The sequence below is a fragment of the Hymenobacter duratus genome, from assembly GCF_014698995.1.
In the GTDB taxonomy this organism is placed as follows: Bacteria; Bacteroidota; Bacteroidia; order Cytophagales; family Hymenobacteraceae; genus Hymenobacter; species Hymenobacter duratus.
The window spans coordinates 1,357,463-1,384,156 of the sequence record NZ_JACWZZ010000001.1 but is presented as its reverse complement, the minus strand read 5'-3'; the positions used below and the strand labels follow the sequence as shown (position 1 = coordinate 1,384,156).

General features: G+C 59.9%; 22 protein-coding genes. 8 read left to right on the top strand and 14 right to left on the bottom strand.

The features are described 5' to 3' along the window. Positions 1-3 precede the first annotated feature (3 nt). The 3 genes from rpsI to tsf all read left to right on the top strand — a co-directional run bounded on the left by rpsI (position 4) and on the right by tsf (position 2,151). Positions 4-390: a 30S ribosomal protein S9 gene (gene rpsI, locus IC231_RS05715; RefSeq protein WP_185888855.1), complete on the top strand. Its 387-nt coding sequence runs from the start codon at positions 4-6 to the stop codon at positions 388-390. 18 nt (positions 391-408) lie between these two features. Further along, positions 409-1,176 (top strand): 30S ribosomal protein S2, encoded by a 768-nt coding sequence (gene rpsB / locus IC231_RS05710; protein WP_185888854.1) that lies wholly within the window; start codon positions 409-411, stop codon positions 1,174-1,176. A gap of 138 nt (positions 1,177-1,314) precedes the next feature. Then, complete coding sequence (gene tsf / locus IC231_RS05705) at positions 1,315-2,151, top strand: translation elongation factor Ts (RefSeq protein ID WP_185888853.1); 837 nt, start codon at positions 1,315-1,317, stop codon at positions 2,149-2,151. Between the two features lie 413 nt (positions 2,152-2,564). Here the strand turns inward: tsf and IC231_RS20165 are convergent, their stop codons facing one another. From IC231_RS20165 to IC231_RS05685, 5 genes are all read right to left on the bottom strand, one after another. Then, positions 2,565-2,690 carry a hypothetical protein gene (locus tag IC231_RS20165; protein WP_262892751.1) on the bottom strand — a complete coding sequence of 42 codons (126 nt, stop codon included), beginning with the start codon at positions 2,688-2,690 and terminating at the stop codon, positions 2,565-2,567. A 9-nt stretch (positions 2,691-2,699) separates the two neighbouring features. Next, on the bottom strand, positions 2,700-3,761 hold the full coding sequence (locus IC231_RS05700) for a DUF3089 domain-containing protein (protein WP_190783561.1): 1,062 nt from the start codon (positions 3,759-3,761) through the stop codon (positions 2,700-2,702). 82 nt (positions 3,762-3,843) lie between these two features. After that, positions 3,844-4,944, bottom strand: coding sequence for an SHOCT domain-containing protein (locus IC231_RS05695; protein WP_190783560.1), 1,101 nt, complete (start codon positions 4,942-4,944; stop codon positions 3,844-3,846). Positions 4,945-5,121: 177 nt separating this feature from the next. Further along, positions 5,122-5,847, bottom strand: coding sequence for a hypothetical protein (locus IC231_RS05690; protein ID WP_190783559.1), 726 nt, complete (start codon positions 5,845-5,847; stop codon positions 5,122-5,124). A gap of 51 nt (positions 5,848-5,898) precedes the next feature. Continuing rightward, on the bottom strand, positions 5,899-6,144 hold the full coding sequence (locus tag IC231_RS05685) for a hypothetical protein (RefSeq protein WP_190783558.1): 246 nt from the start codon (positions 6,142-6,144) through the stop codon (positions 5,899-5,901). A 135-nt stretch (positions 6,145-6,279) separates the two neighbouring features. Between IC231_RS05685 and IC231_RS05680 the strand changes: the two genes are divergently transcribed. Continuing rightward, complete coding sequence (locus tag IC231_RS05680; protein ID WP_185888848.1) at positions 6,280-6,456, top strand: hypothetical protein; 177 nt, start codon at positions 6,280-6,282, stop codon at positions 6,454-6,456. A gap of 90 nt (positions 6,457-6,546) precedes the next feature. Here IC231_RS05680 and IC231_RS05675 read toward each other — a convergent pair whose 3' ends face one another. Continuing rightward, entirely contained in the window at positions 6,547-7,608 is a 1,062-nt protein-coding gene (locus tag IC231_RS05675; RefSeq protein WP_211538869.1) for a YeiH family protein, read from the bottom strand. Positions 7,609-7,703: 95 nt separating this feature from the next. Then, positions 7,704-8,609 (bottom strand): LysR substrate-binding domain-containing protein, encoded by a 906-nt coding sequence (locus tag IC231_RS05670; RefSeq protein ID WP_190783557.1) that lies wholly within the window; start codon positions 8,607-8,609, stop codon positions 7,704-7,706. 155 nt (positions 8,610-8,764) lie between these two features. On the opposite strand from IC231_RS05670, the gene IC231_RS05665 reads away from it, so the two are divergent. From IC231_RS05665 to IC231_RS05650, 4 genes are all read left to right on the top strand, one after another. After that, complete coding sequence (locus IC231_RS05665) at positions 8,765-10,999, top strand: S9 family peptidase (RefSeq protein ID WP_190783556.1); 2,235 nt, start codon at positions 8,765-8,767, stop codon at positions 10,997-10,999. 375 nt (positions 11,000-11,374) lie between these two features. Beyond that, a complete protein-coding gene (locus tag IC231_RS05660; RefSeq protein ID WP_190783555.1) occupies positions 11,375-13,309 on the top strand; it encodes a sensor histidine kinase in 1,935 nt (644 codons plus the stop codon). A gap of 131 nt (positions 13,310-13,440) precedes the next feature. Next, a complete protein-coding gene (locus tag IC231_RS05655) occupies positions 13,441-14,067 on the top strand; it encodes a response regulator (protein WP_190783554.1) in 627 nt (208 codons plus the stop codon). Between the two features lie 227 nt (positions 14,068-14,294). Next, on the top strand, positions 14,295-16,784 hold the full coding sequence (locus IC231_RS05650) for a TonB-dependent receptor (RefSeq protein ID WP_190783553.1): 2,490 nt from the start codon (positions 14,295-14,297) through the stop codon (positions 16,782-16,784). Between the two features lie 33 nt (positions 16,785-16,817). Here IC231_RS05650 and IC231_RS05645 read toward each other — a convergent pair whose 3' ends face one another. The 7 genes from IC231_RS05645 to IC231_RS05615 form a co-directional block, all read right to left on the bottom strand. Continuing rightward, entirely contained in the window at positions 16,818-18,959 is a 2,142-nt protein-coding gene (locus IC231_RS05645) for an FUSC family membrane protein (protein WP_190783552.1), read from the bottom strand. A gap of 164 nt (positions 18,960-19,123) precedes the next feature. Continuing rightward, positions 19,124-20,053, bottom strand: coding sequence for a cyanophycinase (locus tag IC231_RS05640; RefSeq protein ID WP_190783551.1), 930 nt, complete (start codon positions 20,051-20,053; stop codon positions 19,124-19,126). 183 nt (positions 20,054-20,236) lie between these two features. Next, complete coding sequence (locus IC231_RS05635) at positions 20,237-21,205, bottom strand: bestrophin family protein (RefSeq protein WP_190783550.1); 969 nt, start codon at positions 21,203-21,205, stop codon at positions 20,237-20,239. A gap of 125 nt (positions 21,206-21,330) precedes the next feature. After that, on the bottom strand, positions 21,331-23,220 hold the full coding sequence (locus IC231_RS20310) for a MutS-related protein (RefSeq protein WP_190783549.1): 1,890 nt from the start codon (positions 23,218-23,220) through the stop codon (positions 21,331-21,333). A gap of 73 nt (positions 23,221-23,293) precedes the next feature. After that, the gene (locus IC231_RS05625; RefSeq protein ID WP_190783548.1) at positions 23,294-23,803 is read right to left on the bottom strand and encodes a hypothetical protein; all 510 of its coding nucleotides are present in this window, start codon (positions 23,801-23,803) and stop codon (positions 23,294-23,296) included. Positions 23,804-23,805: 2 nt separating this feature from the next. Further along, entirely contained in the window at positions 23,806-25,395 is a 1,590-nt protein-coding gene (locus IC231_RS05620) for a hypothetical protein (RefSeq protein WP_190783547.1), read from the bottom strand. A gap of 168 nt (positions 25,396-25,563) precedes the next feature. Continuing rightward, positions 25,564-26,673, bottom strand: a complete 1,110-nt coding sequence (locus IC231_RS05615; RefSeq protein ID WP_190783546.1) for a hypothetical protein — start codon at positions 26,671-26,673, stop codon at positions 25,564-25,566. Positions 26,674-26,694: the final 21 nt, after the last annotated feature.

The following is a 26,694-nucleotide window of genomic DNA, read 5'->3' as shown; positions in this document are numbered from 1 at the left end:
TTAATGGAAATCTCCAACACCTCTGGTAGAAGAAAAACCTCGGTGGCCCGCATTTACATGCAGGCCGGGCAAGGGAATATCACTATCAACGGCCGGGACATCAAAGCGTACTTCAGCAATGAGCTCCTGGAAAACATCGTGAACCAGCCTTTGGCTACTGTCGAGCAAGTCGGCCAGTACGACATTAAGGTAAACGTGCGCGGTGGTGGCATCTCGGCTCAGGCTGAAGCCATCCGTCTGGCCATCTCGAAAGCCCTCGTAGGCGACAACGCTGAGGTTCGCCCAGCGCTGAAGAAAGAAGGCTTCCTTACCCGTGACCCGCGCATGGTGGAACGCAAGAAATTCGGCAAGCGCAAAGCGCGTCGCTCGTTCCAGTTCTCGAAACGCTAATCCCAGAGGAAACTTATCATGGCTCAGTCCACCACCTATAAAGAACTGCTTGATGCCGGTGCCCACTTTGGTCACCTTACGCGCAAGTGGGATCCGAAAATGGCGCCGTACATCTTCATGGAGAAGAACGGTATCCATATTATCGACCTGAACAAAACCCTCGTTTCGCTCGACCAAGCTGCTGCGGCTATCCGCAACATTGCTAAGAGCGGCCGTAAGGTGATGTTTGTGGCTACCAAGAAACAAGCGCAGGAAATCGTAACGGAAGAGGCTACCCGCCTGAAAATGCCGTTCGTAACCGACCGTTGGTTGGGCGGCATGCTCACCAACTTCGCTACCGTGCGCAAGTCGTTGAAGAAAATGAGCACCATCGACAAGATGGTGAAGGAAAATACGGCTTACGCGGCACTTGCTAAGCGTGAGAAACTGATGATGTCGCGCGAGCGGGAGAAGCTGGAGCGTGTACTCGGTGGCATTGCCGACCTGAGCCGCCTGCCCGCTGCTCTGTTCGTAGTAGACGTGAAGCGTGAGCACATTGCCGTGAAAGAAGCCCAGAAACTGGGTGTTCCGGTATTCGCTATCTGCGATACGAACTCGAACCCTGAGTTGGTGCAGTTCCCAATTCCGGCCAACGACGACGCCTCGAAGTCAATCCAGCTCATTGTGAGCGTGATTGGCAAGGCTATCGAAGAAGGTCTTTCGGAGCGTAAGGTCGACAAAGAAGATGCCGACAAGAAGCAGGCCGAAGACGAAGGCATCCAGGAGAAGCAGAACGCCGAAGAATAGGCTCATCGCCCCTCCTTCGAAAAGGGAACATGCGAAGCACTCGGCTCCGGTGTTCCCTTTTCTTTTGTCGGCTTCCCTACCCGGCTGGCCGGCATCAACTCTGATTATAACCCTCACCCCTCATATACCCTCACAACAATGGCAGCAATTACCGCCGCAGACGTGAACAAGCTCCGCACCATGACCGGTGCAGGCATGATGGATTGCAAAAAAGCGCTGACCGAAGCCGATGGCGACTTCGAAGCAGCCCGCGACATTCTGCGCAAGCAGGGTCAGAAAATTGCTGACAAGCGCGCTGAAAACGAAACGTCGGAAGGTTTTGTGACCGTGAGCGTAAGCGAAGACGGCACGACCGGCAAACTGGTAGCTTTGGCCTGCGAAACAGAATCGGTGGCGAAAGTGGCTAACTTCCGTGAACTGGTTCAGCGTATTCTGGACGCTGCCGTTCGCACGAACGCTGCTACCAAAGAAGATCTGCTGGCTACCAAGGAAGAAGATGGCCTGACTATTCAGGAGCACATCACCGACCTGATGGGCAAAATCGGCGAGAAGCTGGACGTAACGTACGCCACGCTGACGGCTGAGAAAGTTGCTTCTTACATCCACTCCGATAACAAGAAAGGCGTACTCGTAGGCCTGAAGAACGTGGGTGGCGCTGACATTGCTGCCGTAGGACGCGACGTAGCTATGCAAATCGTAGCCATGAAGCCCGTAGCCGTTGACAAAGACGGTGTGGATTCGGCTGTTACGGAGCGCGAAATCGAAATCGGCAAAGAGCAGGCGCGTGCCGAAGGCAAGCCCGAGGCGATGCTGGAGAAAATTGCGCAGGGCAAGCTGAACAAGTTCTACAAAGAAAACACGCTCCTCAACCAGGAGTTCGTGAAAGACAGCTCGATGACCATTGCCCAGCTGCTCGACAAAACGTCGAAAGGCATGACGGTAACCGACTTCAAGCGTGTTGCTATCGGTGCCTAAGCTATCTGCTTAGCTCTATTAAAAAGCCCCGCTGGCATTGTGCCAGCGGGGCTTTTTATTTGTTTTCCGTTTACGTACTTATATATATGACTGAAAACAGAAAATTTGCCTTACGCAGTATCATGCAACATGGCTTCCAATTAATTAGCATTTGCTGTGCATCAGACGATTACAGGATTTATAATCCAGCATCATGGTATAGACACTATCGACTTATGAAGGAAGTAGGTCTCTTCGCCAGTTGGTTGGAGAAATTAGCTTTTTACTCGGCTATCGATTTTCAAGGCTTTATCGAGGATCATTTCTGGGAGCAATACGAGCTATTGCGTAAGCAGAACCCTTCTGATTCTTTCTGGTCTATCAGGTCCTTCTATTTGCAGGTGCTTGACAGAACAACGCCAAGTGAAAATTTATTAACGAGCTTGCTCCGTGGAGTGCTTCCGCCTACTAGCGCCCCCAATCAGGTTTTTGGCCAGCGCAGCCAGCAGTATCAGAAACAGCAGCCCGATGAAGAAACGAGGCCAGTTGATATTTTGCATAGGGTAGAATTAGGGGCGTTGAGGCTGCGTGCTGTACGCCCGCACCCGCGCGGCCGCGTTCTGGCGGATGTTCAGGTAATACAGCGCGTAGTCGGCGATGTGAAAGGAGTGGCGTAGCTCGGGGCGGCCGGGCAACAGGAAGCGTGGGTAACCGCTGGGCTTGGGAGTATGCAGCCATACAAGGCCGTTGTGCACTTTGGCGTCGGCCACAGCGGTATCAATCCGGTTGAATTCGTAGGGTGTGCCACCAAGGTTGAGCGAAGTCGGTGCGGCCACCGTATCGGTGCGCCACGTGAGCGGGTTTACGGCTACGCCGCCCTGGAACGGCGGATAGTTGTTGCCCCACTCCACGGAATTCCAGGCCACGTAGCAGCCGGTTTGGGTGGAGTCTTCGCAGGGCTTGAGGAGCTGGTACTCGGTGGGCTTCACGTTGAAACCAATGAGGTAAGCCGCCACCAGGTGGCGACGCAGCTTCGGGTTTTGATCAACCATTTCGCGCAGCAAACGCGTGGCATGAAAAGTACCCTGACTATGACCCGCCACAATAAACGGCCGGCCTTGGTTGTAGTGCGCCAAGTAGTACTCGAAAGCGGCTTTCACGTCGTTATATGCTAGTCCCAGTGCTTCCTTGCCGTTTTCACTGTTTTCATCAAAGAAGGAAAACAACGTGGCCTGCCGGTAGCGCGGCGCGTAGATGCGGCCAACATTGTTGAACACCGAAGCCTGCTTGCGGATGGTGCTGCGGTCTGTGAACTGGTTCACGCGAGCATCGGCCACATCGGCGTTCCAAGAACCACGACGGTAATACGTCGTCGGATGCACGAAAAACACATCGACCGAGGCGCTGGCCTGCTGGTCGCGAAGGCTGGTCCGGGATGGCACAGCATCGGCCGAGTCGCGGCGGGTGGGCAGCGCGGCCCAGTTATCGGGTTGGGCGTAGTCGGGGGCGGTAGGTGTGGGGTAGCGCGCAAATTCGCGGCTCGGCTTAATAACTTTCAGGCAGGAGCCGAGCAGTAGCGGCAGCAACAGAGAGGCCAGCAGATTGGCCCGGGAAAAAGCAACGTACTTCATAACAGGAACACACAGAACACAAACGCGCGCCGCCGGGCTTCGGCGACGCGCGTCCGGCAGGCGGCCGCAAAGGTACGGCTGCCTAGTCGGTGAACGTGTTTTCGAGCAGTTTTTCCTGCCGCAGATACACGATCTTAAAGTTCTTATCGAGCCGCACCCGCACCTGTGCCGTGGTCTGCTGATGCTTCTGCAACGACTGCCGGAAGGCCTGGCTCTTCTCCAGATACGTAACCAGGCGGGACCCATCGTTGGCCACGGGTCCTACTTTCAGGCTGCCGGGCTCAATCTGGGTGGAAGCTTCCGTGAACTCCGGAAAATGTGTGCGGGCCAGCTCCGCCTCAATAGCCTGGGGAGTAGTGCCAGACAGGGTATAAAACCGCTCTACGTTAGGAGCAAAGTGTTGCGCGGCACTGAAAGGAGCCGCCTGCAAATCGGCGTAATAGCCTTCCAGTGTCCGCTGTACGCGGGCTTCACTGCCCGCTTCATCGGCGGCGGCTGGTGTTTCGGTGGGGGCTGCCGGGGCTGGTGTGGCAGCTACTGAATCCTGCGGAGCAACAGGCGGCAGCACAGGCGCTACGCGCACCGTTTCGGGCACAGCGGCAGGCGGCAGCTCTATCTGCTCGGCCTGCGGCCCTACATCGGGTGTTACGGCTAGGGAGTCGGCAGCCGTCCGGGAAGTGCTGGTCAGGCGCTCCGACTCCCGGTTGCCCAGCATCAGATAGGCAACCAGAGCCAACAAGGCAACGATACCGCCGATAATCAGAATGGTCCCTAACGGGCTTTTGGGGGGCGCAGTATAAGGTGCGTCTTCTACCTCGTCGGTGTCGGTGGTAGCGGCGGCCGAATACGGCTCCGACTCAGCAGCTGAAGGCGAGGCTTCGGGCCGACCCGCTATGATGGGTCGGCTCATTGGCTCAGCAGGCGAAGCCGGGACAGATGGCGCGCCAACAGGAGGCAACGACTCAAGCGGGGTGTGGTGGACCACCGGCGGCAGCATCGGATCTTCTACCGGCGCGATGGTGGTTGGCTCGGGCGCCGCGGCCGGCGAAGTCGGGGCGCTGCCTGCCTCGCTGAAAAGCAGCTTCTGCTTGAGAGTCGCAAACTCCTGCGGCGTGATGGTGCCGGCATCAAGCCACTCTTTGAGCTGCCGCAGGGTATCGAGCGGCGACGGGTCTTTTTCCATATTCTGCACTACTGACTTTACAGGTACGCCGGCCAACTGGCCAGCCACTCACTTGCCGCTTCTACGCACAATGCCCCGGCTAGGTGAAGCAACCGCGTGTAACGGGCTCAATACACAATATCCCCGGTACCTGCCCAGCAGATAACGGGGATATTGCCGGGCAGCCATCGGCACGGGCTATTTCTTGTCCAGCGTGGAAAGCCGGTCGCGGCGGCGCTGCAGCTTGGCTTTGCGGGTTTCCAGCAGCTGCGCGTTGGTGATGAGCTGCACCGAGTCCTGGCTGGATTTAATTTTGTTCTCGGCATTCTGCTTTTTCAGGGCCTCAATCTTATCGAGGTTGCTTTGCGTGTTGGCGCTCAGGCTCACGCGCTCCTTTTCAAGGCGCTCCTTCTCTTTTTCGGTTTCACGCAGCTCTTTTTCGGCGGCCGCAATCTGCTCTCGGTAGGCTTTGAGGCGGGCAGCTGAGGCGAAATTGGTGACGATGTTGCGCAGCGCCGCATACTCACTGGGCGTTTTTTCGGGGTCGAAATAGGTGTCGGAGTCGAAGGCGGCAAATACGGCCAGCTCGGTAACGGTGTCGGAAGGAGCCGTTACCAGCGCGTACAGATCAATGAGCTTGCCCGAGACGCTGGACGCCGGCACCTGCTTGGCCACGAGAATGTCGCGCTTGCCCACGCCCAGCAGGCCATTGCCTTTCACTTTGATATTGTAGGTGTCTTTGAGCCAAGACTGCCAGAAGTCACGCGTCCATTCCGGCGTACCATCTATCTGTACCTTCAGCGCCGACCGTTCCCGCTTTTCGTGGTTGATACTGCTTTGGCGCACATCGTAGAGCTGCGCGGCGGCTGGCTGCATAACGCTGACCACCACTAGCAGCAGAAGACAGAGAAGAGAGTTTTTCATGTCAGGGAATATAGGAAAAATCAGCTATAAAGAGTTGCGGTAGTGCCTGGCTTACAGACCGTGCCGGTCGAAGGACGCCTGCAGGTCGTTGCGCATCTGGGTGAAGCGGGATATGGCGGCCTGCAGAAACTCGCTGTCCAGCAGCTCGCGCACGTCCTCGTCGCTGGTTACGTCCAGCTCGCTCACCTTGTAGGTTTGCTCCAGCTGGCCTTTTTCCAGCTTAATCAGGTACTTGCCGTTCCAAGAGAAAAGCGTGATTTTGGCCTCGGGGTGCGGAATATCGGCGAGCTGACGCATGGTAAAAGTAGGGTCTTAGGAGTGGCGAAGATAGGTAGCCCGGCGCAACGACCCACGTAAGCTCATCATAACACCTGCCCGGGCGGCGCGTAGAGCAACAAACAACTTCTTGTTTCACCTTTCATTTTCTTCATCATGCCCCAAGGAGACAAATCGGCCTATACCGACAAGCAGAAGCGGCAGGCTGAGCACATCGAAGAAAGCTACGAGAAACGCGGCGTATCGGAAGACGAGGCCGAAAAGCGCGCCTGGGCTACCGTCAACAAGCAGGACGGCGGCGGTAAAAAGAGCGGCTCCGGCCGCAAGAAATAAGTTTATAGCAGCCCACAACTGAAAACCCGCGGCTTCACCTGAATTTAGTCAGGCGAAGCCGCGGATATCCGCTATAATATTGGTTGGCGTCTATACTACGGTGCGTAGAATCACCCAGAGCGAGGCGCTGGAAATGACTATCCAGAGCAAAACGCCTTGCACGAACGGCCGCACTCCTACGGAGCGCAGCACCGTTGCCGATAGGCCGGCCCCAATCAGGAACAGCGTCAGCGTCAGCCCAATTTTGGACAACTGCACCACATACGGCGCCAGTGGCTTCAGCGCCGGCACGTAGGTATTGAGCAGCATGGCCCCGATGAAGCCAAGAATGAAATAGGGCAGCTTGATTTTGGCGCCCGGCGTTTTGAATAGAAAGGCCGTGCCTAGTGCCACCGGAATAATCCAGAGGGCGCGGGCCAGCTTTACGGTAGTGGCAATCTGCAGGGCTTCGCTGCCGTAATGGCTGGCCGCTCCTACAACCGAGCTGGTATCGTGGATGGCAATGGCGGCCCAGAGGCCAAACTGGTTCTGGCTCAGGTGCAGCCCGTGGCCGATAGCCGGGAACAGAAACAGCGCCACCGAATTCAGAATAAACACCGTGCCCAGCGCCACCGACATCTGCCCTTCTTCGGCCCGCAGCACAGGCCCTACCGCCGCAATAGCGCTGCCACCACAGATGGCGGTGCCACTTGAAATCAGGTGGGACGTTTTCCGGTCGATGCCTAGCCAGCGGCCCACAAAATAGCCCAGTGTAAGCGTACCCACTATGGAAGCTACCGAAAACAGCAATCCTTCACGCCCGGCCTGCACCGCCTGCTGCGCATTCATTCCGAAGCCCAGCCCGACCACCGACCATTGCAGCAGCTTGCTGGTGTAGCGCTTGCTCTGGGCCGGAAATGGGTTGCCAATGGCGAGTGCCACCAGCAGGCCCAGCGCCAGCGCCAGCGGCGGCGAGCCCCACGGCGATACGCAGACAGCCAGGGCCAGCAGAAACAGGAGCACACGCGGCGTAAGCTGCAGAGGGCCCAGTGCAAAGCTCCGCGAGAGGAACGCGGCAGAAACATTCTGCGCGCGTTCCGAGCGGGTGGGTGCGTATTGGGGAGCGGGGTGGGTGATTTTCACGGCGGGTGGACCGTTAGTAAGTATAGCCAAAGGTACGTAGTCCCCCACCCCACCGATAATCAATAATGTTTATTAGCTATTACTTCAGGTTATATGAGCCAGAGTTCTACTGCACCCGTAAGTCTCTACTCAGCAGTTTCTAACTGCTTGCGAGCAAAGCTGAGGAAGCGTTGTGCCTGGGCCGATAATGGCTGCCCCTGTACCCACACCGCATCAAAGTGGCGCGGCAGATGCAGGTCCTGTACCGGAACCACTTCCAGCCAGCCGGCGGCTACTTCTTTCGCCAGCGCCCGTTTCGACACGACTCCCAGACAATCGGGTGAGGCTTCGAGGTAGGACTTGATGGCTTCGGTATTGTCTAAGTAAAAGGCAACGCGCAGGCTTGAGGGCTTGATATTATGCTCACGTAGTGCAAACTCCAGCACTTCCAGAGTACCGGAGCCCCGCTCGCGCAGCACCAGCGGCTGCTGCAGCATAGTGGCCAGCGGCATCGGCTCGGTGGGCGGCCCTAGCGGGGTGGCTTTGCGCACTACCTGCAGCTCATCGTGCAGCAGAAGTTCGTAATGCAGGTCGCGGCTGCGCACCTGTCCTTCCACAAACCCTAGGTCGAGGTGGCCGTGGAGCAGGGCCTCGGCAATCTGCTCGGAGTTGCCGTTGAGCAAGCTAAGTTGCACTTCCGGATAGCGCTGCTGAAAACCCGGCAGAATGGGCGGCAGCACGTACTGAGCCAATGTGGTGCTGGCGCCCAGGCGCAGACGGCCCGCGGTTTCGTCGTGGAGGGCGTAGAGTTGATCGGTGAGCTGCTGATGCAACACCTCCACTTCATCGGCGTGTAGCAGCAGCAGGCGGCCGGCTTCGGTGAGGCTGACCCGGTTGCCGCGCCGCTCAAACAGCCGCTGCCCGTAGCTGCGCTCCAGCTCCCGGATGTGCTTGGTAATGGCCGGCTGCGTGATAAACAGCTCCTGGGCCGCTTTGGTGAAGCTCAGGTGCCGGGCCACAGACTGGAAAACGCGAAGACGGAAATCGGGCATGGCAGAACGCATGGCGCACGCACGCCAGTGGTGGCAGTGGTGCGGTGGGCGAAGTACGCAAACAAGGCAGTAGGTTTTTTACCTTGCACCGGCCTACTTCACTGTTCGGCGCTATTCCCACTCCTTCCCGGCGCGTGCAGCGCCCTTTTTACTGTATGAAAAAATCTTTCCTGACCGTGTTGGCGCTGTTGCCGCTGGCCGTTTCAGCCCAACAAGCTACGGTGTACACGCCCGAGCTGCTCTGGAAGCTGGGCCGCCTCAGCGAAATGCAGGTGTCGCCGGACCACAAAACGGTGGCCTACACCGTCACGCGCTACAACCTGAGCGAAAACCAGGGCAACACCGACATCTGGGTAGTACCGGTAGCGGGCGGCACGGCGCGGCAGCTCACCAACACGCCCGGTTCCGAAAACACGATTAACTGGCGGCCCGATGGCAAGCTGACTTTCCTGAGCGGGGAAAGCGGCACCGACCAACTGTACGTAATGAACGCCGATGGCAGCGGCAAGCAACTGCTGAGCAGCTTCCCGGAGGAAGGACTGGCCAACCTGAAGTACGCGCCCAACGGCAAGTTTATTCTGTACACGCAGGACGTGAAAACCGGCAAATCGGTGCAGGACTGGTACCCCGATCTGCCCAAAGCCGACGCCAAAATCATCGACGACCTGAACTACCGCCACTGGAACGCCTGGGACGATTTGAAGGTGTCGCACGTGTTCTTCCAGCCCATCGGGGACGATGGCAAGCCCACCGGCTACGGCAAGGATGTGATGAGCGGTGAGAAGTTCGACTCGCCGCTACAGCCGATGGGCGGCTCCGAGCAGCTGGCCTTCGCGCCGGATGGCTACCGGCTGGCCTACACCTCGCGCAAGCTTACGGGCAAAGCCGAGGCCACCAGCACCAACTCCGACATCTACCTCTACGACGTACGCACCGGCCAGACGCAGAACCTGAGCGCCGGCCTGGGCGGCTACGATACGGAACCGGCCTTCTCGCCCGACGGCTCGAAAGTAGCCTGGCTAAGCATGGCCACGCCCGGCTTCGAGTCGGACCGCAACGGCATTGTGGTGTATGACTTCAAAACGAAGAAGCGGCAGGATATTACGGCCGGCTCGGAACAGGCGGCCGGCAATATTCGCTGGAGCGCTGATGGTAAGACCATCTATTTCGTGAGCGTGCTGGCCGGTACGGAGCATATTTTTGCGGTACCAAGCAAAGGCGGCAGCAGCAAGCAACTGACCAAGGGTGCGTTCAACTACAATGGCTTCGAGCTGGCAGGCAAAGACGTGGCTATTGTGAACAAAACCACTCAGGCCCAGCCCGCCGACCTTGTGCGCGTGGACCTGAAAACCGGCCGCGAAACGCCCCTGACCAGCATCAACCAGCAGGAGCTGGCGGGTGTGAAAACCGGCCGCACCGAAGCCCGCATGGTGAAAACCACCGACGGCAAGCAGATGCAGGTGTACGTTATCTATCCGCCCGATTTCGACCCGAGCAAGAAGTATCCGACGCTGCTTTATTGTCAGGGCGGGCCGCAAAGCCCCATCACGCAGAGCTTCTCGTACCGCTGGAATTTCCAGCTGCTGGCCGCCAACGGCTACATTGTGGTGGCCCCCAACCGGCGCGGCCTGCCCGGCTTCGGCACGGACTGGAACAACAGCATCAGCGGCGACTGGGGCGGCCAGCCGATTCGGGACTACCTGTCGGCCATTGATGCCGTGAGCCAGGAGCCCTACGTGGACAAGGACCGACGCGGCTGCGTGGGGGCCAGCTACGGCGGCTACTCGGTGTACTTTCTGGCCGGCAAACATGAGGGCCGCTTCAAGACATTCATTGCCCACTGTGGCCTTTATAACCTGACCAGCTGGTACCCTACCACCGAAGAAATGTTCTTCGCCAATCAGGATTTGGGCGGTGCGCCGTGGGATGTGCCAGCCAAGCCTTTGTCAGGGGAAAAAGCCGCCGATGCTATGGAAGAAGCTGCCGATGCCGTACGCGACGCTGCTGATGTTTCGGCCGACGCCCTAGAAGATGGCGCCGACAGCGGTGATGCGCTGGCGGCGCAGTCCAGAATAAAGGACGCGCAGGCGCAAGCCAGCCGCAAGGCCAGCGTAGCCCGCACGTACCAGGAATTCAACCCGCAGTTGTTCGCCAAGAACTGGGATACGCCCATCCTCGTCATTCACGGCGGTAAAGATTTCCGGGTGCCCGAAGACCAGGGCATGGAGGCGTTCGGGACGGCGCAGCTGCGCGGTATCCCAAGCCGCTTTCTGTACTTCCCCAACGAAGGCCACTGGATAAACAAGCCCCAGAACTCGGTGCTCTGGAACCGGGTATTCTTCGACTGGCTGGCCCGCTCGCTGAAGCCGGAAGGCCAGGCAGCCAAGTAAGTAACTCGGCCCATAAAAAGCCCGTCCGAAACTCCTTCGGACGGGCTTTTTAGTGTGCAGACCAAGCAAAGGCAGCATGCAGAGCCGGTCGGTTTGCCCGAAAACGGCCAGGCCTGAGTGCGTTGCACTTCCTGAGACGGGCTTTTTGAGTGCCTCAAGGGTCGGGTATTCGCAAAAAACCAACCCATAAAGCTCCTCCGCATGAACTCGCTACTCCCTGACTATCAAGAAGCGGGCTCCTTCGCCAGAGCAGAAATATACTTTAGGAGGGAGCGTAGTATTTACCCAATCAGCAGGAGCGGCAGGTATTTTATTTTTTAACTATATCAAATTGTATTTATTTACTGCAGCATCTGCTCTTCCTTCCGCTATTGTATGTGGTTCCGCTCCCTTATTGCTCTGGTGTTTGTCTGCTGGCAGGCTGTCACCGGGGCGGCCTGTGCTGCCGAGAAGCCGCCCCAGGTTGTGCGCGACACCCTGCTGCTGAAAGACCCCAAAGGCCCGCATATTTCCGAAGCCTACCGCTACTACACCGAGTCATTTGACATAGTCCCTGACCCGGAGCAGGCGGAAGCACAGTGGCAGGCCGGTAAGTTCAAAACCGGCCCATGGCATAAAACCCTCAATCTGGGCCTGCTGCACGAGCGGGTGTGGATGCGGCTGGTGGTACGCAACACGGAGTCCCAGCGCCTGCGCTACCTCTGGAGTATCTTCAACTTTACGGACAGCGCCGCGCTGTACTGCCGGCGGCAGGGCGAAACCCGGTTTCGGCGGCTGGGCGCGGCCAGCTCCTGGGTGCCCGCCGCCGAAAGAGCGTTTCCGGCCCGGTCGCTGAGCTTTCCGTTTGTGCTGGAACCCAATGAAACGGCGGTGCTTTACCTACGCATCGACCTGCACGCCGGCGCACTGTATCTGCCCACGTACATCGAAACTGCCGAGCACTTCCTGGGCTGGGAAATGAACTTCCCATTCGAGCGGCACTGGGTCTGGATGCTGGGCTTTTACCTGAGTAGTGCCCTGTTCAATCTGGTGTTGTATGCGTTTCTGCGCGACCGGGTGCACCTGTGGTATGTGGCCTACGTGGCGTGCGTCACGCTGTTTCTGATGATGGAAGACGGGCTGGATGCCATGTTGCTGCCGCGTCTGCCTTACCAGCTTATCTGGACCATTGGGCAGTTCAACTTTATGCTGCTGGCGGCGGCGGCGGGTATCCGGATCATGCAGCTGTTTCTACGGCTGCGCAGCGGCTGGCCGCGGCTGCATCAGGCTGGCAATTGGCTGGCCGGGCTGGCCGTTGTTTTTGTGGTGCTCTATGCGGTGCTGTTTCCGTGGGCAGTTCGTCATAGCCTCGGCTTTCTGCAGGTACTCAATACCATGCGGGAGCTGCTGCTGCTGTGCCTGTTTGCGTATGGCTGGGTGGTGTTGTTTCAGGTGTTTCAGTCCAGCCAGCGCCGCCGGCTGGCGGCGTATTATGCCCTTACCTATCTGTTCTTTTTCAGTGGGTTTGCCATTTTCTGGAGCAACCACGTTGGCTTAAGCAGCTTCAATCCTATCTATCCCAATCCGCTGGCGTGGGGGCTGCTGCTGGAGCTGCTGGTACTGAGCGCGCTGCTCACGGGCCGCTTCCAGCATACGCTGCGCCAGAACGCCCAGCTCCGTATCCGGCAGCTTCGGCAGCGCAATGCGCAAGGTGCGCGCCTCATTGCGGCGCAGGAAGAAGAACGGGAACAGTTGGCCCGGGAGCTACACGATGCCTTGGGCCCCAACCTGGCGGCGCTGCATATGGCCTGGCAGGGCCAGGCCGTGCAGCAGGCCATGAGCAGCTCGCCGGAAGCCGCCGCCGCGGGCCGCCACACCGAGTTGCTGCTGCGCCACCTGCGCGACGAGGTGCGCACCTTCAGCCACGCCGTGCTGCCCGCCGAGCCAGGCCTGGGCACGTTGTCGGAATCTGTTGCCGCGCTGGCGGAGCTCATCAACCTCTACGGTAGTCCTGTGGTGCGCACCTACTGCGACGAAGGCCTCGACCAGCTTTCGCCCTCCCTGCAGCAGACCGCCTACCGTATTGCCGCGGAGCTGCTCAACAACGCCGTGCGCCACGCCCGCGCCACAGCCGTGCAGGTGCAGCTGCTGCGGCTGCCCGCCACGCTCGAAATTCTGGTGGAAGATGATGGCAGCGGCTTCAAAAACACAAAATCGGGTTCCGGCATTGGCTTGCGCGGGGTGTATGCCCGCGCCGAATACCTCCGCGGCCAGGTACATATCGACAGTTCCGACAAAGGCACTACCATCGTTGTGCGGCTGCCATGCTAAGTGCGCAACCCCAATTACTCTCGAAAACAAGCTGAAGAGCAGGTTTCGCCCCTGTTTTTCATAGCTGCCTAGTTCGCTCAGACTGCTCCGGCACCTGCTCCTGCCGCATCCACCGTTTCACTTGCCTGCCTATGTCCTGCCGCTTACTTATCCTGGATGACCATCTCATGCTGACCCAAAGCCTGGCGCTGCTGATGGCTGAACAGCCGGACCTGGAAGTGGCAGGCCAGTTTGGCACTGGCGACGCCCTGCTGGCGTGGCTGCCCACCGCCGGCCCGGTTCCGGCCGACGTTCTGCTGCTGGACCTGCAGCTACCGGCTCCTGATGGCCTTACGCTGCTGCCGCTGCTGCGCCGACAGTGGCCGGCCCTGCGCATCCTGGTGTTCAGCACGGCATCTACCCCCGAGCTACTAACGCGGGTAGCGGAGGCCGGGGCCAATGGCTTCGTGCCCAAATCATCAGATGCAGACCACCTGCTGGCCGCTATCCGCGCCGTGTACGAAGGAAAAAGCGTCTTTCCGAAATCGGAGCACAAGGCCCTGGTAGCACCCGCTGACTCGCCGCTATTGCAGCGCCTCTCGGTTCGGGAACGGGAAATAGTGAGCCTGATTCGAGCCGGCCTTACCACCAGGGATATTGCGGAGCAGCTTTCCTTATCTGAATTCACCGTGAGCACACATCGGCGCAACATCATGCACAAGCTGGAGCTGCACAACGTGGCTGTGCTGGTGCAGTTTGCCCAGCAGCATGGATTGTAAGATATCAGCTACTGCATACGGCTGCGCCACTGAGCAGCAACTTTGCAGCAAACCAGACCCAGTATTTCTCGTTGCCTTCTCACCAACACGTTGGCGGTATCGTAGCCGAAGAAGCCATCATCTCAGCAATATCTAGACTTTATCTAAATACATATTTAAAATCATTCTAAACAACTATACCTTTGCAGCAGAAACCAGCCCGCACTTAGCGGCTACCTCTGCTACATATGCGCACCACTTCCCTGCTCCTTTCCTCTTTGCTCTTGACCACCAGCATGGTGGCGGCCCCCACTTCTGCCAGCTATGCTCTCCCCTTGCACGATGAATCCGGTAGAGGGGCCACGCTCACTGGCACAGTACTCGATCCGGCCGGCAAGGCCGTGGAGGGCGCGCTGGTGGCGGTGGGCAACCGCACGGCGCTAACGGATGCGCGGGGCGCGTTTCGCCTCCAGGGGTTGCCCGCCGGCGAGGCGCTCGTGACAGTAAGCGGCCTGAGTATCCGGCCCATCAGCCAGACTGTAACGCTACAGGCCGGCCAGACCCAAACCCTCCGGCTCCTTATTGAGGAAGCCGTGCAGCAACTGGACAACGTGACGGTAGCGGCCCAAAGCCTGCATTTCGCACCGGAAGTAGACGGCACCATCATCACGGCAGGCAAGAAAAACGAGGTAATTGAGTTGGATAAGCTCAACGCCAACTTAGTGATGAACAGCTCCCGCCAGGTATTTGCCAAAGTACCCGGCGTGACGGTGTGGGAAAGTGACGGCTCAGGCCAGCAGATCAACGTGGCTACCCGCGGCCTTTCGCCCAACCGCAGCTGGGAGTTTAATACCCGCCAGAATGGTATGGACATCAGCTCCGACCCGTTTGGCTACCCGGAAGCCTATTACAATCCGCCGCTGGAGGCCGTGGAGCGCATTCAGATTATTCGCGGTGGCGGCTCGCTGCAGTACGGCTCGCAGTTTGGCGGCCTGCTGAACTATGAGCTCAAGCGCGGCCCCAAAGACAAAAAGATTCAGTTCGAGACCAGCAACAGCGTCGGCAACAACGGTTTGCTGAGCACCTACAACTCGCTGGGCGGCACCGTGGGCAAGGTAAGTTACTTCGGCTACTACCAGCAGCGCCTGGGCAACGGCTGGCGCGACAACTCCGAGTTTAACGTGCGCAACCTGCACGCCAACGTGCAGGTTCAGGCCACCAAGAAGCTACGGCTGGGCGCCGAAATCAGCCACCTGGGCTACGAAATTCAGCAGCCCGGCGGCCTGACCGATGAGCAGTTCTACAACGGTGATGTCCGCCAGAGCAGCCGCGGCCGCAACTGGTTCAGCACCCCCTGGACCATTCCGGCTTTCACGGCTGACTACCAGTTTTCGGACCGCACGCGCCTGAGCCTGAAAACCTTCGGTTTGCTCGGGGAGCGAAACTCCATTGGCCTGCCCAGCAGCGTGAACATAGACAAGCCGGATGCGGTGAACCCAGCCACGGGCCAGCCGGCCAACCGCCAGCTCGACCGGGACCGGTACCGCAACCTGGGCTCGGAATTGCGCCTGCTTACCGAGTACGACCTGCTGGGCCAGCAGCACACGCTGGCTGCCGGCGTACGCGTAGCGGCGGCTAACCTGGGGCGCCGCCAGCAAGGCCTCGGCGACACTGGCTCCGGCTTCAACCTCGACCTGCAGGCGGCCCGCTACGGCCGCGAGCTGAGCTTCCGGACGCGCAACTATGCCGCCTTCGTGGAAAACATTTTCCGGGTGGGCTCACGCCTGACCTTTACGCCCGGTGCCCGCCTGGAACTCATCGACAACCAGGGCCGGGGCTACTTGAGCCTGAACCCCGACGGCTCCGAGAACCCGCTCCGGCAGGATTCGCGCCGCAAGGTGCTGCTGTACGGCGCCGGCGCCGAACTGCGCGTCACCGACCAGACCAACGTCTACGCCAACTACTCACGCGCTTTCCGGCCCGTCACGTTCGGCGACCTGACTCCGCCGGCTACCTCCGACGTTATTGATGCCAACCTGCAAGACGCCTCCGGCTTCAATGCCGAAGTAGGCTACCGTGGCAGCTGGGCCAACGTGCTGACCTTTGATGTGGATGCCTTCTGGCTGCGCTACGACGACCGGATCGGCACCATCCGGCGCTTCGTGCCGGGCAGCAGCACCACCACGCAGCAGTTCCGCACCAACATCGGCACGAGCGTGCACAAGGGTGTGGAAGCCTACGTGGAGCTGGATCTGATTCATGCCCTGACTCGCAATTTCGATTTACCACACTTCGACGTATTTGCGTCGATGGCCTTCGTGGATGCGCGCTACACCCAGCTGCGCACCGCCACGCTCAGCGGCAGCAACCTGCAGGAGGGCGACCTGAAAAACAACCGGGTAGAGTACGCGCCCAAATACACCCACCGCTTTGGAGGCACGTTTGCGCACAAAGGCTTCTCGGCTACCGCGCAACTCACGCGCGTGTCGGCGGTGTTTGCCGATGCCAACAACACGGTGGCCCCCAACGCGGCGGCCACCACTGGCCGCGTACCCGGCTATTCCGTCACGGACCTGTCAGCCTCGTACCGTTTCGCCAAGCGCTTCACGGTGCGCGGCGGCCTGAACAACGTCTTCGACAAGCATTACTTCACCCGTCGCTCCGGCGGCTACCCCGGTCCCGGCCTGCTCCCGGCCGACGGGCGCACCTGGTTTGCTTCGGTGGGCCTGAAGCTGTAAGTCGTTGCGGCCTACCTAGTACGGAAACGGAGCCTACGTCAGCACTTCCTCCGTCACTTTACTGATGTCGCTGCTGATTTTCTGAATAAAATCCAGCTGTTCGGACAGCTGCGGATCGGGGGCGGCTGCCTCAGGCCGCTTGGGCGTTGGCAGGCCGGAAGCAGGTTCCGGAATGGTTTCGGGCTCGGCCGGGTCGAGGCGGCGCAGGCTGCGGTGCAGGGCCTGCCGCGACTGACGCACCAAGCGTAGCAGGGCTCCGGGCTGCTCTACCCGGCTGCTGCCCGCCAGCAAACCAGAGGTGATGGAGGCCACATTGGAAGATAGAATATGGTTTAGCACCACAAACTCATGCACTTCGGTGGGCCGATGCTGCTTACCACGCGGCTCCGACATCATGCGCTGAAACGCAGCGGCCAGGTTTGCGGAACTGACGTACACTTCCTTGCGGGCCAGCTTATAGTCGACTACGGCCACGGGCGAGCCGGTGAGGCTTTCCTGTAGCGTGTAGAGATAGTGCAGATTAGCGCGCAGCACGGCCTTCATGTAGTCCTGTAGCTGGTCAGACTCCCAGCGCGGAAACAGCAGGTAGCTGGCCGCAAATGCCAGCAGGCAGCCCAGCACGGTATCCAGCACCCGTTCTTCCACTACCTGCAGATACCCCAGCCCCAGAAAGCTGAACAGAATCAGGACGAAAGGCGTCATGAATGTGACGGCCACAATGTAAGTGCTGCGCGTGAAGCTGAACGAAGTCAGCATAAAAAGGCCCAGCAACGCTACCAGCACGGTCCGGTCGTGTATCAGCAACAGTACCAGCCCCCCAATGCCGCCACCCACCAGCGTGCCCAGCACCCGATGAATATTGCGCTGCTTGGTAAGGCTGAACGCCGGCTTGAGCATGTAGGTCGTCGTCATGATGATCCAGTAGCTATGGTGGCCCGGCAGGAGCACTTTGGCTATTACAAAACCGGCCAGGCAAGCCACCATCATGCGGACGGCGTGCCGGAAAATGCCCGAACTGAGCGTGAGATGGTCGCGCAGCTGCCCCAGCCCGAAGCTCTGATGCGCTACAAAACGCCCAAACTCCAGCTCCCGCCCCGAGGCAGCGGGCACCGTGGCATCGAAATAGGCCTGGATATCCTGCACACGCTGGGTGAGGTTGCGCAGGTTCACCAGAATCTTCTTCAGCACCAGTGTATGGCCCGGCTGGCTGGCATCTTCGAGCGAGTCGATGCGGGCTTTCAGGTGCTCTAAGCCAGCGGCCAAGTCCACGCGGGAAGTATGGCCGTGGTTGGCTTCAATAGCAAACCCGATGCGTTCCAGCTCAGTCGCTAACTGCTCCACCAGTTCCGCAATGGCATCCAGCACGCCGGTGGCCTCGAAGCGGGCATGTAGCGCGGTATAGTCGTAATAGGTGACGGTGATGTGCTCGTAGAGGTCGACCAGGTCCACGAAGGTGAGCACCAGCCGCCGCCCGGTGCCCGTCGATTCCTTCATCATCTGGCGGGTTTTGAAGAGCAGTTCGCGCACGGCATCCTGCTTTTCGTTCACGGTTACCTGCTGGGCCATCAGGCGGCGGTAGTCATCGTCGAGGCTGGTGCCGGTGCGGTAGAATTCTGCCTTGAGGCGCAGAAAGCCCGAAACCGCCCGGATACACTCGCCCAGCGCCTGCTGTGCCGGCCGGTAGGGCCGGATCTGATACCAGAGCAGACTCACCAGCATATACCAAATGCCACCCGCCGTGACCTGCAACACATACTCTATCAATTCGCGCAGGGTGAGGCTGCGGTCCATCATCAGAATAACGAGCAGCAGGCCCGCGGTGCCCACGGAAGCGGCGCGGTTGCCGTACACCAGAAACAGCGTAAACACGAAGCTCAGCACCCCGATTTCCAGGCCCAGCAGCCACAGATGCGGCTGGACCAGGCCCGTGAGCAGCGCCAGCACCGGCAGCAGCACCACGGCCGCCAGCATGCCGTTGCGCTTGTGCACTACCGGCCCCGGCGAATCGGTGATGCTCACGCAAAGCGCCCCCAGCGCTACTTCTATTCCTGCTCCCAGATGCCCCAGCCACCCCAGCAAAATACCGGGCAGCAACACGGCCAACGTAATGCGAAGGCCATCGGAGAAGTCCTGACTAAAGAAGAAATAGCGAAGCTTACGGGCGTGTGTATTCATGGCAGCGGACTGCGGAGGCGGGTTCTGCTGCGCCTATACGGCAATAAGCCGTCCGTCGCTGAACCTGCACCCGGTCCCAAGCTACCGCAAATACGAACGCCGTGCTTCGGTTTCTGTCTCGGCTCCTGCCTGCAGGCAGTTGCTCTGCCACTGTTTTTGGCGGGCTACACGTGCATCTGCTCCAGTATGGGCAGCGTGTACTTCTCGCCCCGGCTGAGCAGGTGCACCCGCAGGTCGCGGATGGTAAATGGCTCACCGGGCTGGATTTCGTGAATATTCGTGGAAGAACAGCTGGTGCCGTCCACAATCACCACAATGCCTTCCCCGATTACCTCCAGTTCACGGCCTTTGGTGATGACAACGCCGGTATTTTCCTCCAGCCCCAGCCCGACGCAGGCCGGGTTGGTGGCAATAATCTGTGCGATGCGCACAATCCGGCCGCGGGCCACAAAGTGCGTATCAATGGCCACATCGTGCAGGAACTCCAGGCCGGTAGTGATGTGGATTTCGTCTTTCAGCATGCCGGCGTCGTTGCGGCCCTGGTAAATCATGGGCGTGCTCATGGCCGTGGCCCCGGCACTGGTTCCCGCAATTACAAACCGCTCATGCGTGTAGCGCTCCTTGATGCGCCGCTGCAGCTGCGTACCACCCAGCAGAGCCGTAAGCCGCAGCTGGTCGCCGCCCGTAAACATGATTCCTTCGGCTTTTTCCAGCAGCTGCAGGCTCTCTTCCGCATTGGCCTGCTGCCGCGACTCAATATGGAGCACATCGACGCGACTAGCTCCCAAACCTTTGAAAATCTCCACGTACTCCTTACCTGCTTCCTCCGCTTCCTCCGAGGCCGTGGGAATCACGAGTATGGGCCCTTTATTTGGCAGCTCATTCACGAAACGCTGCAGAATCGACTCCGACGCCATGTCATCAGAAGTCGGTGTTTTCTGCGCATCAACACCTCGTTTCTCGGCTCCACCTATCGGAATGAGGATGCCCTTCGGATGCGGGCAGTTAGCAGAAGCCGGATGGTGGGGCGCAGTGCTTTTTTTGCGGGCGGTAGCAGCACCGACCGTAGAAGTAGAATTGGGGCGTTTGGCCATAGCAGCGTGGGATACGAAGGGTTCTGTGCTTACGCCGGCCCCGCTACATTAGTTAATGCCCAGCTTTGGTCAAACAGGAAGGCGAATCAGCTGGCTCGCTGACGGTAGCTCTTCTGTCTGCAAGGCAAATCTCTCTGACCTAGGGCCCAAAACGGTAAGTCCAGCCGGGCGCTGCTTTACTTTTTAATATAGAATATCGTCGATTGGGGCCAGCTTGGACGGTAGATGAGTTTCGCCGAGCATTTCGCGCAGGTCTATTTCGATGGTGCGGCAGATGGCGGTCATCGGCACGTCGTTCATCTCGTTTTCGAAGGGATTTTCGCTGGTGTGCCCCACTATTTCGATAGTGTTGAATACCCACGATACCAGCACTGAAAAAGGAATAGTCAGCCAGATGTGGTCCGGCCCCATCTTTTCAAACTCCCCGATCAGGCCCAGGGGCAGCAGTGCGGCAAACAGCCACACAAACACGAAGCTGTAGAAAGCATACTGGCGCGGAAACGGGGTATTCTTGATTCGCTCACAGCCCCCCTGCAGGTTGTTGAACTGCTCAATGCTGGTCATCATGTTCACGTGCTGGAAGTCGTTCAGCAAGCCGCGTTCCTCGCGCAGAATACGCAGGTCGGCGGCCTGCTGGCGCAGCAAATGGGCCGGCGGGTTCTGCTTGCGGCGCATCTCCGCCGACTCGGCCGGGTCGAGGAAAGGCGCCACCTGCTCGTCCCACTGGTCGTTCTGGCGCCGTAGATTCAGGCGCAGGGCGTTGCACCACGCAATCTGGCGGTATACTAGCCGGCGGTGGCGCAGGGTCAGCTCGGCCTGGGAAGCGGCGGGCGCATCAATTTCGGGCGCATCCACCACCGACGTCACGTATTCCAGCGACTGTATGGCCCAGGTGCGGCTGTAGTTTACGATGCCTCCCCATAGCTGCCGGCCTTCCCAGAAACGGTCGTACGAGCCGTTATTTTTGAAGCCGATGTAGAACGATACCGCAATGCCCAGCGTGGCCACCGGCTGCCACGGAATAGACAACGACCGAAACCCAACTAACCGGTAGAGGATGCAGACCAGCGTGGAATACAGCGTAAATACGACCAGTCCTTGCCAGGCGTATTTCCAGATTACACGCCAGCGAAGATTCTTGCGGATGTACACGAAGCAGAGAATTAAATTTGAAGTACAGGCAAAATAAGCCTGTTCAGCTTACCACAATACGCGGCTATAAGTTGTGCTCCGGCCGCAATAAGGCATACACCGCGCAGATTTTCAACCAAATTTTCTTATCCGTCAACCTCAATTCCCATCAACTGCATCAGCTGGCTGGCATTGAAGGCGCGGCAGGCACCGGGCGTCAGGTGGTAGTCAAAGTGGATTTCGCCGCCGCTGAAGGTGCTGTTGAAGCTGAAGTTGCGCACCTGGCCGGGCCATTCGGCTTCCAGCGCAGCCAGCTCCAGGTCGTGGGTGCTGATGAGGCCGGCGGCAGGGCGCTGGTGCAACTGCCGCAACAGCGCCCGGGCTCCGCGGTGGCGGTCCAGCGAGTTGGTGCCTTTCAAAATCTCATCGAGCAGATAAAACACCGGCAATGCATCCGCTACGGGTGCCTGCTGGCTGTTTCCGTGGCTGGCATCTTCGTTGCTACTCAGGTCCAGTAGCAGCTTAAGCCGTTTCAACTCGGCGTAGAAGGAAGAGGTGCTTTCGGCCAGATTGTCCTGGGTGCGCATGGCCGTGAACACCTGGGCCGGACTGAGGCGCAAGCGTCGGGCGCACACAACGCCACCGGCCAGGGCCAGTACCATGTTCAGGCCCACAGTCCGCAAAAACGTGCTTTTACCGGCCATATTGGAGCCCGTAATAACGGCCGTCTGACCGTAGCCGCTGGTCTGAAAATCGTTGGTGATGCGGCGTGCCGCGAAGATGAGCGGATGGCCCAGAGCTTCGGCCGTCACTTCGAGGGGCGCACTGCTTAGCTCAGGAGTGGTATAGGTGGGGTTGCCGAATTGCCAGCCGGCAAGGCTGATGAGGGCTTCCAACTCGGCCTGCACTTCCAGCACGGTAGTCAGTTCCGGACCCAAGTCGCGCTTCCAGCGCTCCAGCTGCCACATGGCATGCAAGTCCCAGAGCAATAAGCTATTCAGGAGCAGTGCCCCCAACGGATGCTCCCGCCCCCGGAACAGGCCGGCTACCGTGGCCAGCTGCCCAAGGCGGCGCGTGGCAGCAGTGCCGTGGCTGGCTGCCCGCAGCGTTTCGCGCAGCTGCCGCAGCCGCGCCGCCTGCCAGTCCGGAGCCGATTCGTCCTCGAACAGCGCCAATTGGGCCTGTGTGGCCCGTAGCGCGTCGCGCATGGCGGTGGCCTGCTCGGCATATTCTGTGCGGGCCAGCGCCAGCCGCCCGTTCAGCACTCCAATAGCCAACTGCACCACTACTAATGGATAGAAGCCGGCTCCTAGTCCCCAAGCCACCATAGCCCCTACCGACAGCAGTGGCAGCAGCACCAGCAACGGCTTCAGCCAAGGCTTGCCGGCAAAGAAATCGGGGTGGGCCAGCCAGGCGCTGAATTCGCGCGGATCGGCTTGCTGGCGCGGAAAATGACGGGCGCGCGCCTGCCACTCCTGGGTCCAGGCTACATCGGGGGCCAGCTCGGCGGTGGCTTGCTGGCGGGCACGTACCACATCGGCCAGGGCGGGCCGGAGCAGCCAGCCGGCCAGCCAGTCTTGGCCCAGCCGGGTAGAGGCACGGTTGAGCAGCTGGAACAACGAGTGGGCGCCGAATACGTCGAGGTCGGCGGCGTACGGATGCTGGGTATCGAGGTAGCGCAGACCCGGGTCGAAGCTGTCCAGCTTGCCGGCCAGGCGGTTTAGCTCGTCCTGGTTGAGGCGGGCCAGCAGGCGGTGATGCTCGCGCTGATAGCTCATGCGGCCATGCCAGCGCACCATTGCCATGAAGGCCAGCCATACCGCCGCTACAAACGCAATGCCCGGCAGCAGGTACCCCTGTGAAAAGAGCCCCCACGCGCCGAACGCGCCGCCCCCAAACAGTACCACCCGCAGCCAGCCCCCCAATTGGTGGCGGCTGGCGTAGTGCTGCTCCTGCGCCATGTGGGTAGTCAGGTTTTCGGTGAAGACTTCGGCAGGCGAAACAGTAAGCGGGCGAATGGCAGCAGAAACGGGCACGGCGACAAAACAAGTGGACCCCACGAAGGTACGGCCCCCTCTCTCAAACTACTCATCAAGCCCGCCGCTCTAGTCAGCGCAGCTGGCTCAGCGGCACACCACGCGGCAGCCCCTGCGGAAAACGTGCAAACTTGTTCATTTCCTCCCAGTTGATTTGCTGCGGATAGTCTACCTGGTAGGCTCGTCCTGCTCCGGTGCCTACAGCCGACGTTATGCCAATATTCAGCGGCAACGTAAAGACCATAAAAAGCCCGTGCGAGAGGGTCAGCAGGTTAGTTAGGCCGGCCCAGCCCCGCAAGCTGGCAGGCTGGTTGCTGGTCAGGGCAATGTTGAGCTGCGCCGCCTCAATGGCATTTTTCGGAATGGGCAGCACCTGGCCCTGCGTAGTCAGCACGTAGGCCGTGTCCGGAGTCAGGGCCAGCAGTTCTCCCTGCTGCAGCGGTATTTTGCGCTTATCCAGCTGCACCAGTTCCACGCCACGCGGCGACTCCGGCAGTTCCCTGGCCAGCGGCACGGCCTTATTGACGCGGCAGCCCGCCAGTAGACATGGTGCCAGCAACAGTACGATAAGGGCCTTTTGCATAGCTACTGCACAATTTTGCTGTTCCAGAAGATGGCTTCCATGCGGGGCTCCGCGGTTTTGAATTCCCGGGCCAGCTCGGCCCAGGTAGCCGGATTATTGGTGAGCATCCCCCGCAGCTTGGGCAGATTTTTCTCTCGCAGCCAGTCCTGCCGAATCCACTCCAGATAGTAGCCCTTGGAGCGGACAAACAACTCGTAGTCACGGGCCGGGTCGGGCAGCCGGAAATGCAGCCGGCAGGCTTCGCCAGGCAGCGCCGTGAGGTAGCTATGGTCATCGGCGGAAAGCTGCTGGCGGGCTTCGTCGTCGGAGCGGCCGGCGCGCGTGACCAGGCCCGGGTTCAGCACCAGCGGCTGCGTACGGCCGCGCACGGTAGCTAAACCGGCATAATCGAGACGCCACAGACCTTTCGCTAACCGTAGCCGCACGCGCAGTGGCCCGCTGCTCTGGGCGCCAGGCAGCGGCACAAACTGCAGATTGCGGGCAATAGGACCTGTTTCGTAGAGCGTGGAGGCGGGCACCCAGCGGCCGGTGCGTGCGTCCAGGCAGCTCACGTCGATGCCACCCAGCAAACCATACGGATTGGTGAGGGAGCTGCGGACGGTACGGTCGGTTTCGACGCGGGCAAACAGGTCGCCCACTTCGTCGCCCATGTAGCCGTAGGCATTGTAGAGCAGGAATGTAGTGAGCAGGGTCTGGCGAAAGTTCAGCACCAGCCCCACCGGGCCGGTCGGCGCATGCTCGAAGGACAGCTCCACGGTTTCGCGGGTGCTCAGGTCGGTAGAATCGGCGGGGCTGAACCACTCCCGGTCGTCGTCGGCCTCGGCCAGAGCGGCCGTCAGTTTTTCCGGGCCGCAACGGGCTGCTGTGATGGGCGTGAGCTGTTCGGTGAGGTAGAAGCCGTTTTCGCCATCGTGAAACACACGCTGGCCGGGGCCGCGGGGCACTGCCAGCAGCTGTACAGCATTCACGGCGTGCGTTTCCAGGGCTTCGTTTTTCATCGTCAGCCCAAACGTGGTTCGCCCAAGCACAGAAGGGTTGTGCAGCGCATCCACATCGGCAGCCTCGAAAGCGGGAGCAATGGCGCTGGAAAAGCCCTCGGCGTTGGCACTATTCACATTGTCTTCCTGCTCGTAGTAGAACGTAGGGCACGAGCCGAAACAGGCCTTCGGTATCGTAATGCACACTATTCCCAGCGCCACGTCGGCGCCGGCCAGAATGGCGAGGGCCGCCACCCGGCCGGCATCTTTGGAAGGCACCGGCCGGTTGGATTCAAAAATGGCTACCGAATCGACGGGCAGCTGCACCGGTCCCCGGCTCTGCTCCCGCCGGTTGAAATCGTACTGCACCGCATTGCCACTCACGGCATCGGTGCCGGCTGTGTACTGCCACAGCGAGTCAAACACATACACGCTGCCGTTGCGCAGATGCGCTTTCAGATAGGGCTTTTGCCGGGCGCTGGCGTGCAGCAGGGCGTTGGCATCCTGGTACGTAGCCCGAAAATGGTGGTCGAGGTAGTAATGGCACGACACCAGACCCGCCAGCAGCGCCACGGCAGCCAGCGTCAGGAAGCGGAAGCGGGACAGACGGCGCATTGCGGCAGAGCACTAGAAGGTGGAAAACACGGCACGCGGCTTTCAGGTCGTCTGATTTTCGCCTCCACTATCTGCCCGCTCAGACTTCCTGGCCCACATCGGCACTCGACCAATGCGTGCATTATGAATATACTATATTTCCATAACACGCCTTCCTTTGCTTCCTGCTTAGCGCTGCGTGAGCCGCCGCAACGGGCTGTCGGGTTTCAGGAAGCGGGCCAGCTCGGCGTGGGTGAACTCCACCTTAAAATTGCCGGTCAGCACTTTCCACACGAAGTTCGACAGCCCATCGTAGCTGACAGGATGGTCGAAGGCCAAACCCGCCGCCGATACGGTGTATTCCTGCGTGCTGTGCAGCCCAAACTGCTGCCCTAGCACGCCCTGCTCGTCTTCTTCCGACAGGAATCCGTCCTGCTCAGGCACGTAGGCCCGCGTTATTTTCTGCATCTTCTGCTGCCCCAGCGCCAGAAACTGCGCCAGCTTTTCGGGCTGAATCTCGTCTTCCAGCACCACAGGAAAGCCGGTATTCAGGTCAATGTTCTGTGTGCGGTGGTCGTACCATACGCTGGCTCCGGTGCCGGTGGTCTGGGTAGTGAGGCTGAGCAGGCCGTGGGCATTGTAGTTCACCGCGTAGTCCAGCCGCTCGGTGCCGCCATGCATGCCTTCCCGGCGCTTTTCCTCCTGCTCGGCGCGCAGGCTGGCGAGGTCCTGGCCAATCAGGCTTTCCAGCGAAAAGCACTGCGCCAGCAGCTTGGTCACGCTGGCGTCGGGCACCGTCACTACCGGCCCCTCAAACGCCATCAGATAGGTTTTGGACCCAATGCGGGCCTTGGCCGTGGTGGGCCGCGCCGAACCGCCCATGCGCTGCAGCTGAAACGGCATGAGCGTAGTGCCCGAACGGTTGTACCATTCCCCGCGCAGCCACTGGTCGGCCAGCAGCGGGCCGGCGTCCAGCTTACCCGAAAACCAGCCGGTAGCCACGGTATCGGCGCCCACTGTTTCGCGTAGCAGCACCAAGCCGCTGCTATTCAGCTGGCCCCGCAGCTGCAGCGGCTGGCCTTTGCTGAGGTAGTAGTACTGCCCGGTCAGCGCTGAGTCGGAGCCGCTGAGCTGCAGCCGGATGCGGTATTTGCCACCGAGCGTACCTTCATAAGTGCCCGCCAGCCGCTGCACGTCGCTGAACGTAACCGCAAAGGGGGCACCATCGGGGGGAGCTTGCGCACTGGCCGGCCACGCGCTGCCGAAGAGCAGCAGCAGAAGCAGGCTAGCAGCCTTCATCAGCCCGCATGTTATGCCCAT

Excerpts from the sequence above, each read along its gene's own strand:
- rpsI (WP_185888855.1), top strand. The coding sequence starts at position 4 with ATGGAAATCTCCAACACCTCTGGTAGAAGAAAAACCTCGGTGGCCCGC.
- rpsB (WP_185888854.1), top strand. The coding sequence starts at position 409 with ATGGCTCAGTCCACCACCTATAAAGAACTGCTTGATGCCGGTGCCCAC.
- tsf (WP_185888853.1), top strand. The coding sequence starts at position 1,315 with ATGGCAGCAATTACCGCCGCAGACGTGAACAAGCTCCGCACCATGACC.
- IC231_RS20165 (WP_262892751.1), bottom strand. The coding sequence starts at position 2,690 with ATGCAAAATATCAACTGGCCTCGTTTCTTCATCGGGCTGCTGTTTCTG.
- IC231_RS05700 (WP_190783561.1), bottom strand. The coding sequence starts at position 3,761 with ATGAAGTACGTTGCTTTTTCCCGGGCCAATCTGCTGGCCTCTCTGTTG.
- IC231_RS05695 (WP_190783560.1), bottom strand. The coding sequence starts at position 4,944 with ATGGAAAAAGACCCGTCGCCGCTCGATACCCTGCGGCAGCTCAAAGAG.
- IC231_RS05690 (WP_190783559.1), bottom strand. The coding sequence starts at position 5,847 with ATGAAAAACTCTCTTCTCTGTCTTCTGCTGCTAGTGGTGGTCAGCGTT.
- IC231_RS05685 (WP_190783558.1), bottom strand. The coding sequence starts at position 6,144 with ATGCGTCAGCTCGCCGATATTCCGCACCCCGAGGCCAAAATCACGCTT.
- IC231_RS05680 (WP_185888848.1), top strand. The coding sequence starts at position 6,280 with ATGCCCCAAGGAGACAAATCGGCCTATACCGACAAGCAGAAGCGGCAG.
- IC231_RS05670 (WP_190783557.1), bottom strand. The coding sequence starts at position 8,609 with ATGCCCGATTTCCGTCTTCGCGTTTTCCAGTCTGTGGCCCGGCACCTG.
- IC231_RS05665 (WP_190783556.1), top strand. The coding sequence starts at position 8,765 with ATGAAAAAATCTTTCCTGACCGTGTTGGCGCTGTTGCCGCTGGCCGTT.
- IC231_RS05660 (WP_190783555.1), top strand. The coding sequence starts at position 11,375 with ATGTGGTTCCGCTCCCTTATTGCTCTGGTGTTTGTCTGCTGGCAGGCT.
- IC231_RS05655 (WP_190783554.1), top strand. The coding sequence starts at position 13,441 with ATGTCCTGCCGCTTACTTATCCTGGATGACCATCTCATGCTGACCCAA.
- IC231_RS05650 (WP_190783553.1), top strand. The coding sequence starts at position 14,295 with ATGCGCACCACTTCCCTGCTCCTTTCCTCTTTGCTCTTGACCACCAGC.
- IC231_RS05645 (WP_190783552.1), bottom strand. The coding sequence starts at position 18,959 with ATGAATACACACGCCCGTAAGCTTCGCTATTTCTTCTTTAGTCAGGAC.
- IC231_RS05640 (WP_190783551.1), bottom strand. The coding sequence starts at position 20,053 with ATGGCCAAACGCCCCAATTCTACTTCTACGGTCGGTGCTGCTACCGCC.
- IC231_RS05625 (WP_190783548.1), bottom strand. The coding sequence starts at position 23,803 with ATGCAAAAGGCCCTTATCGTACTGTTGCTGGCACCATGTCTACTGGCG.
- IC231_RS05620 (WP_190783547.1), bottom strand. The coding sequence starts at position 25,395 with ATGCGCCGTCTGTCCCGCTTCCGCTTCCTGACGCTGGCTGCCGTGGCG.
- IC231_RS05615 (WP_190783546.1), bottom strand. The coding sequence starts at position 26,673 with ATGAAGGCTGCTAGCCTGCTTCTGCTGCTGCTCTTCGGCAGCGCGTGG.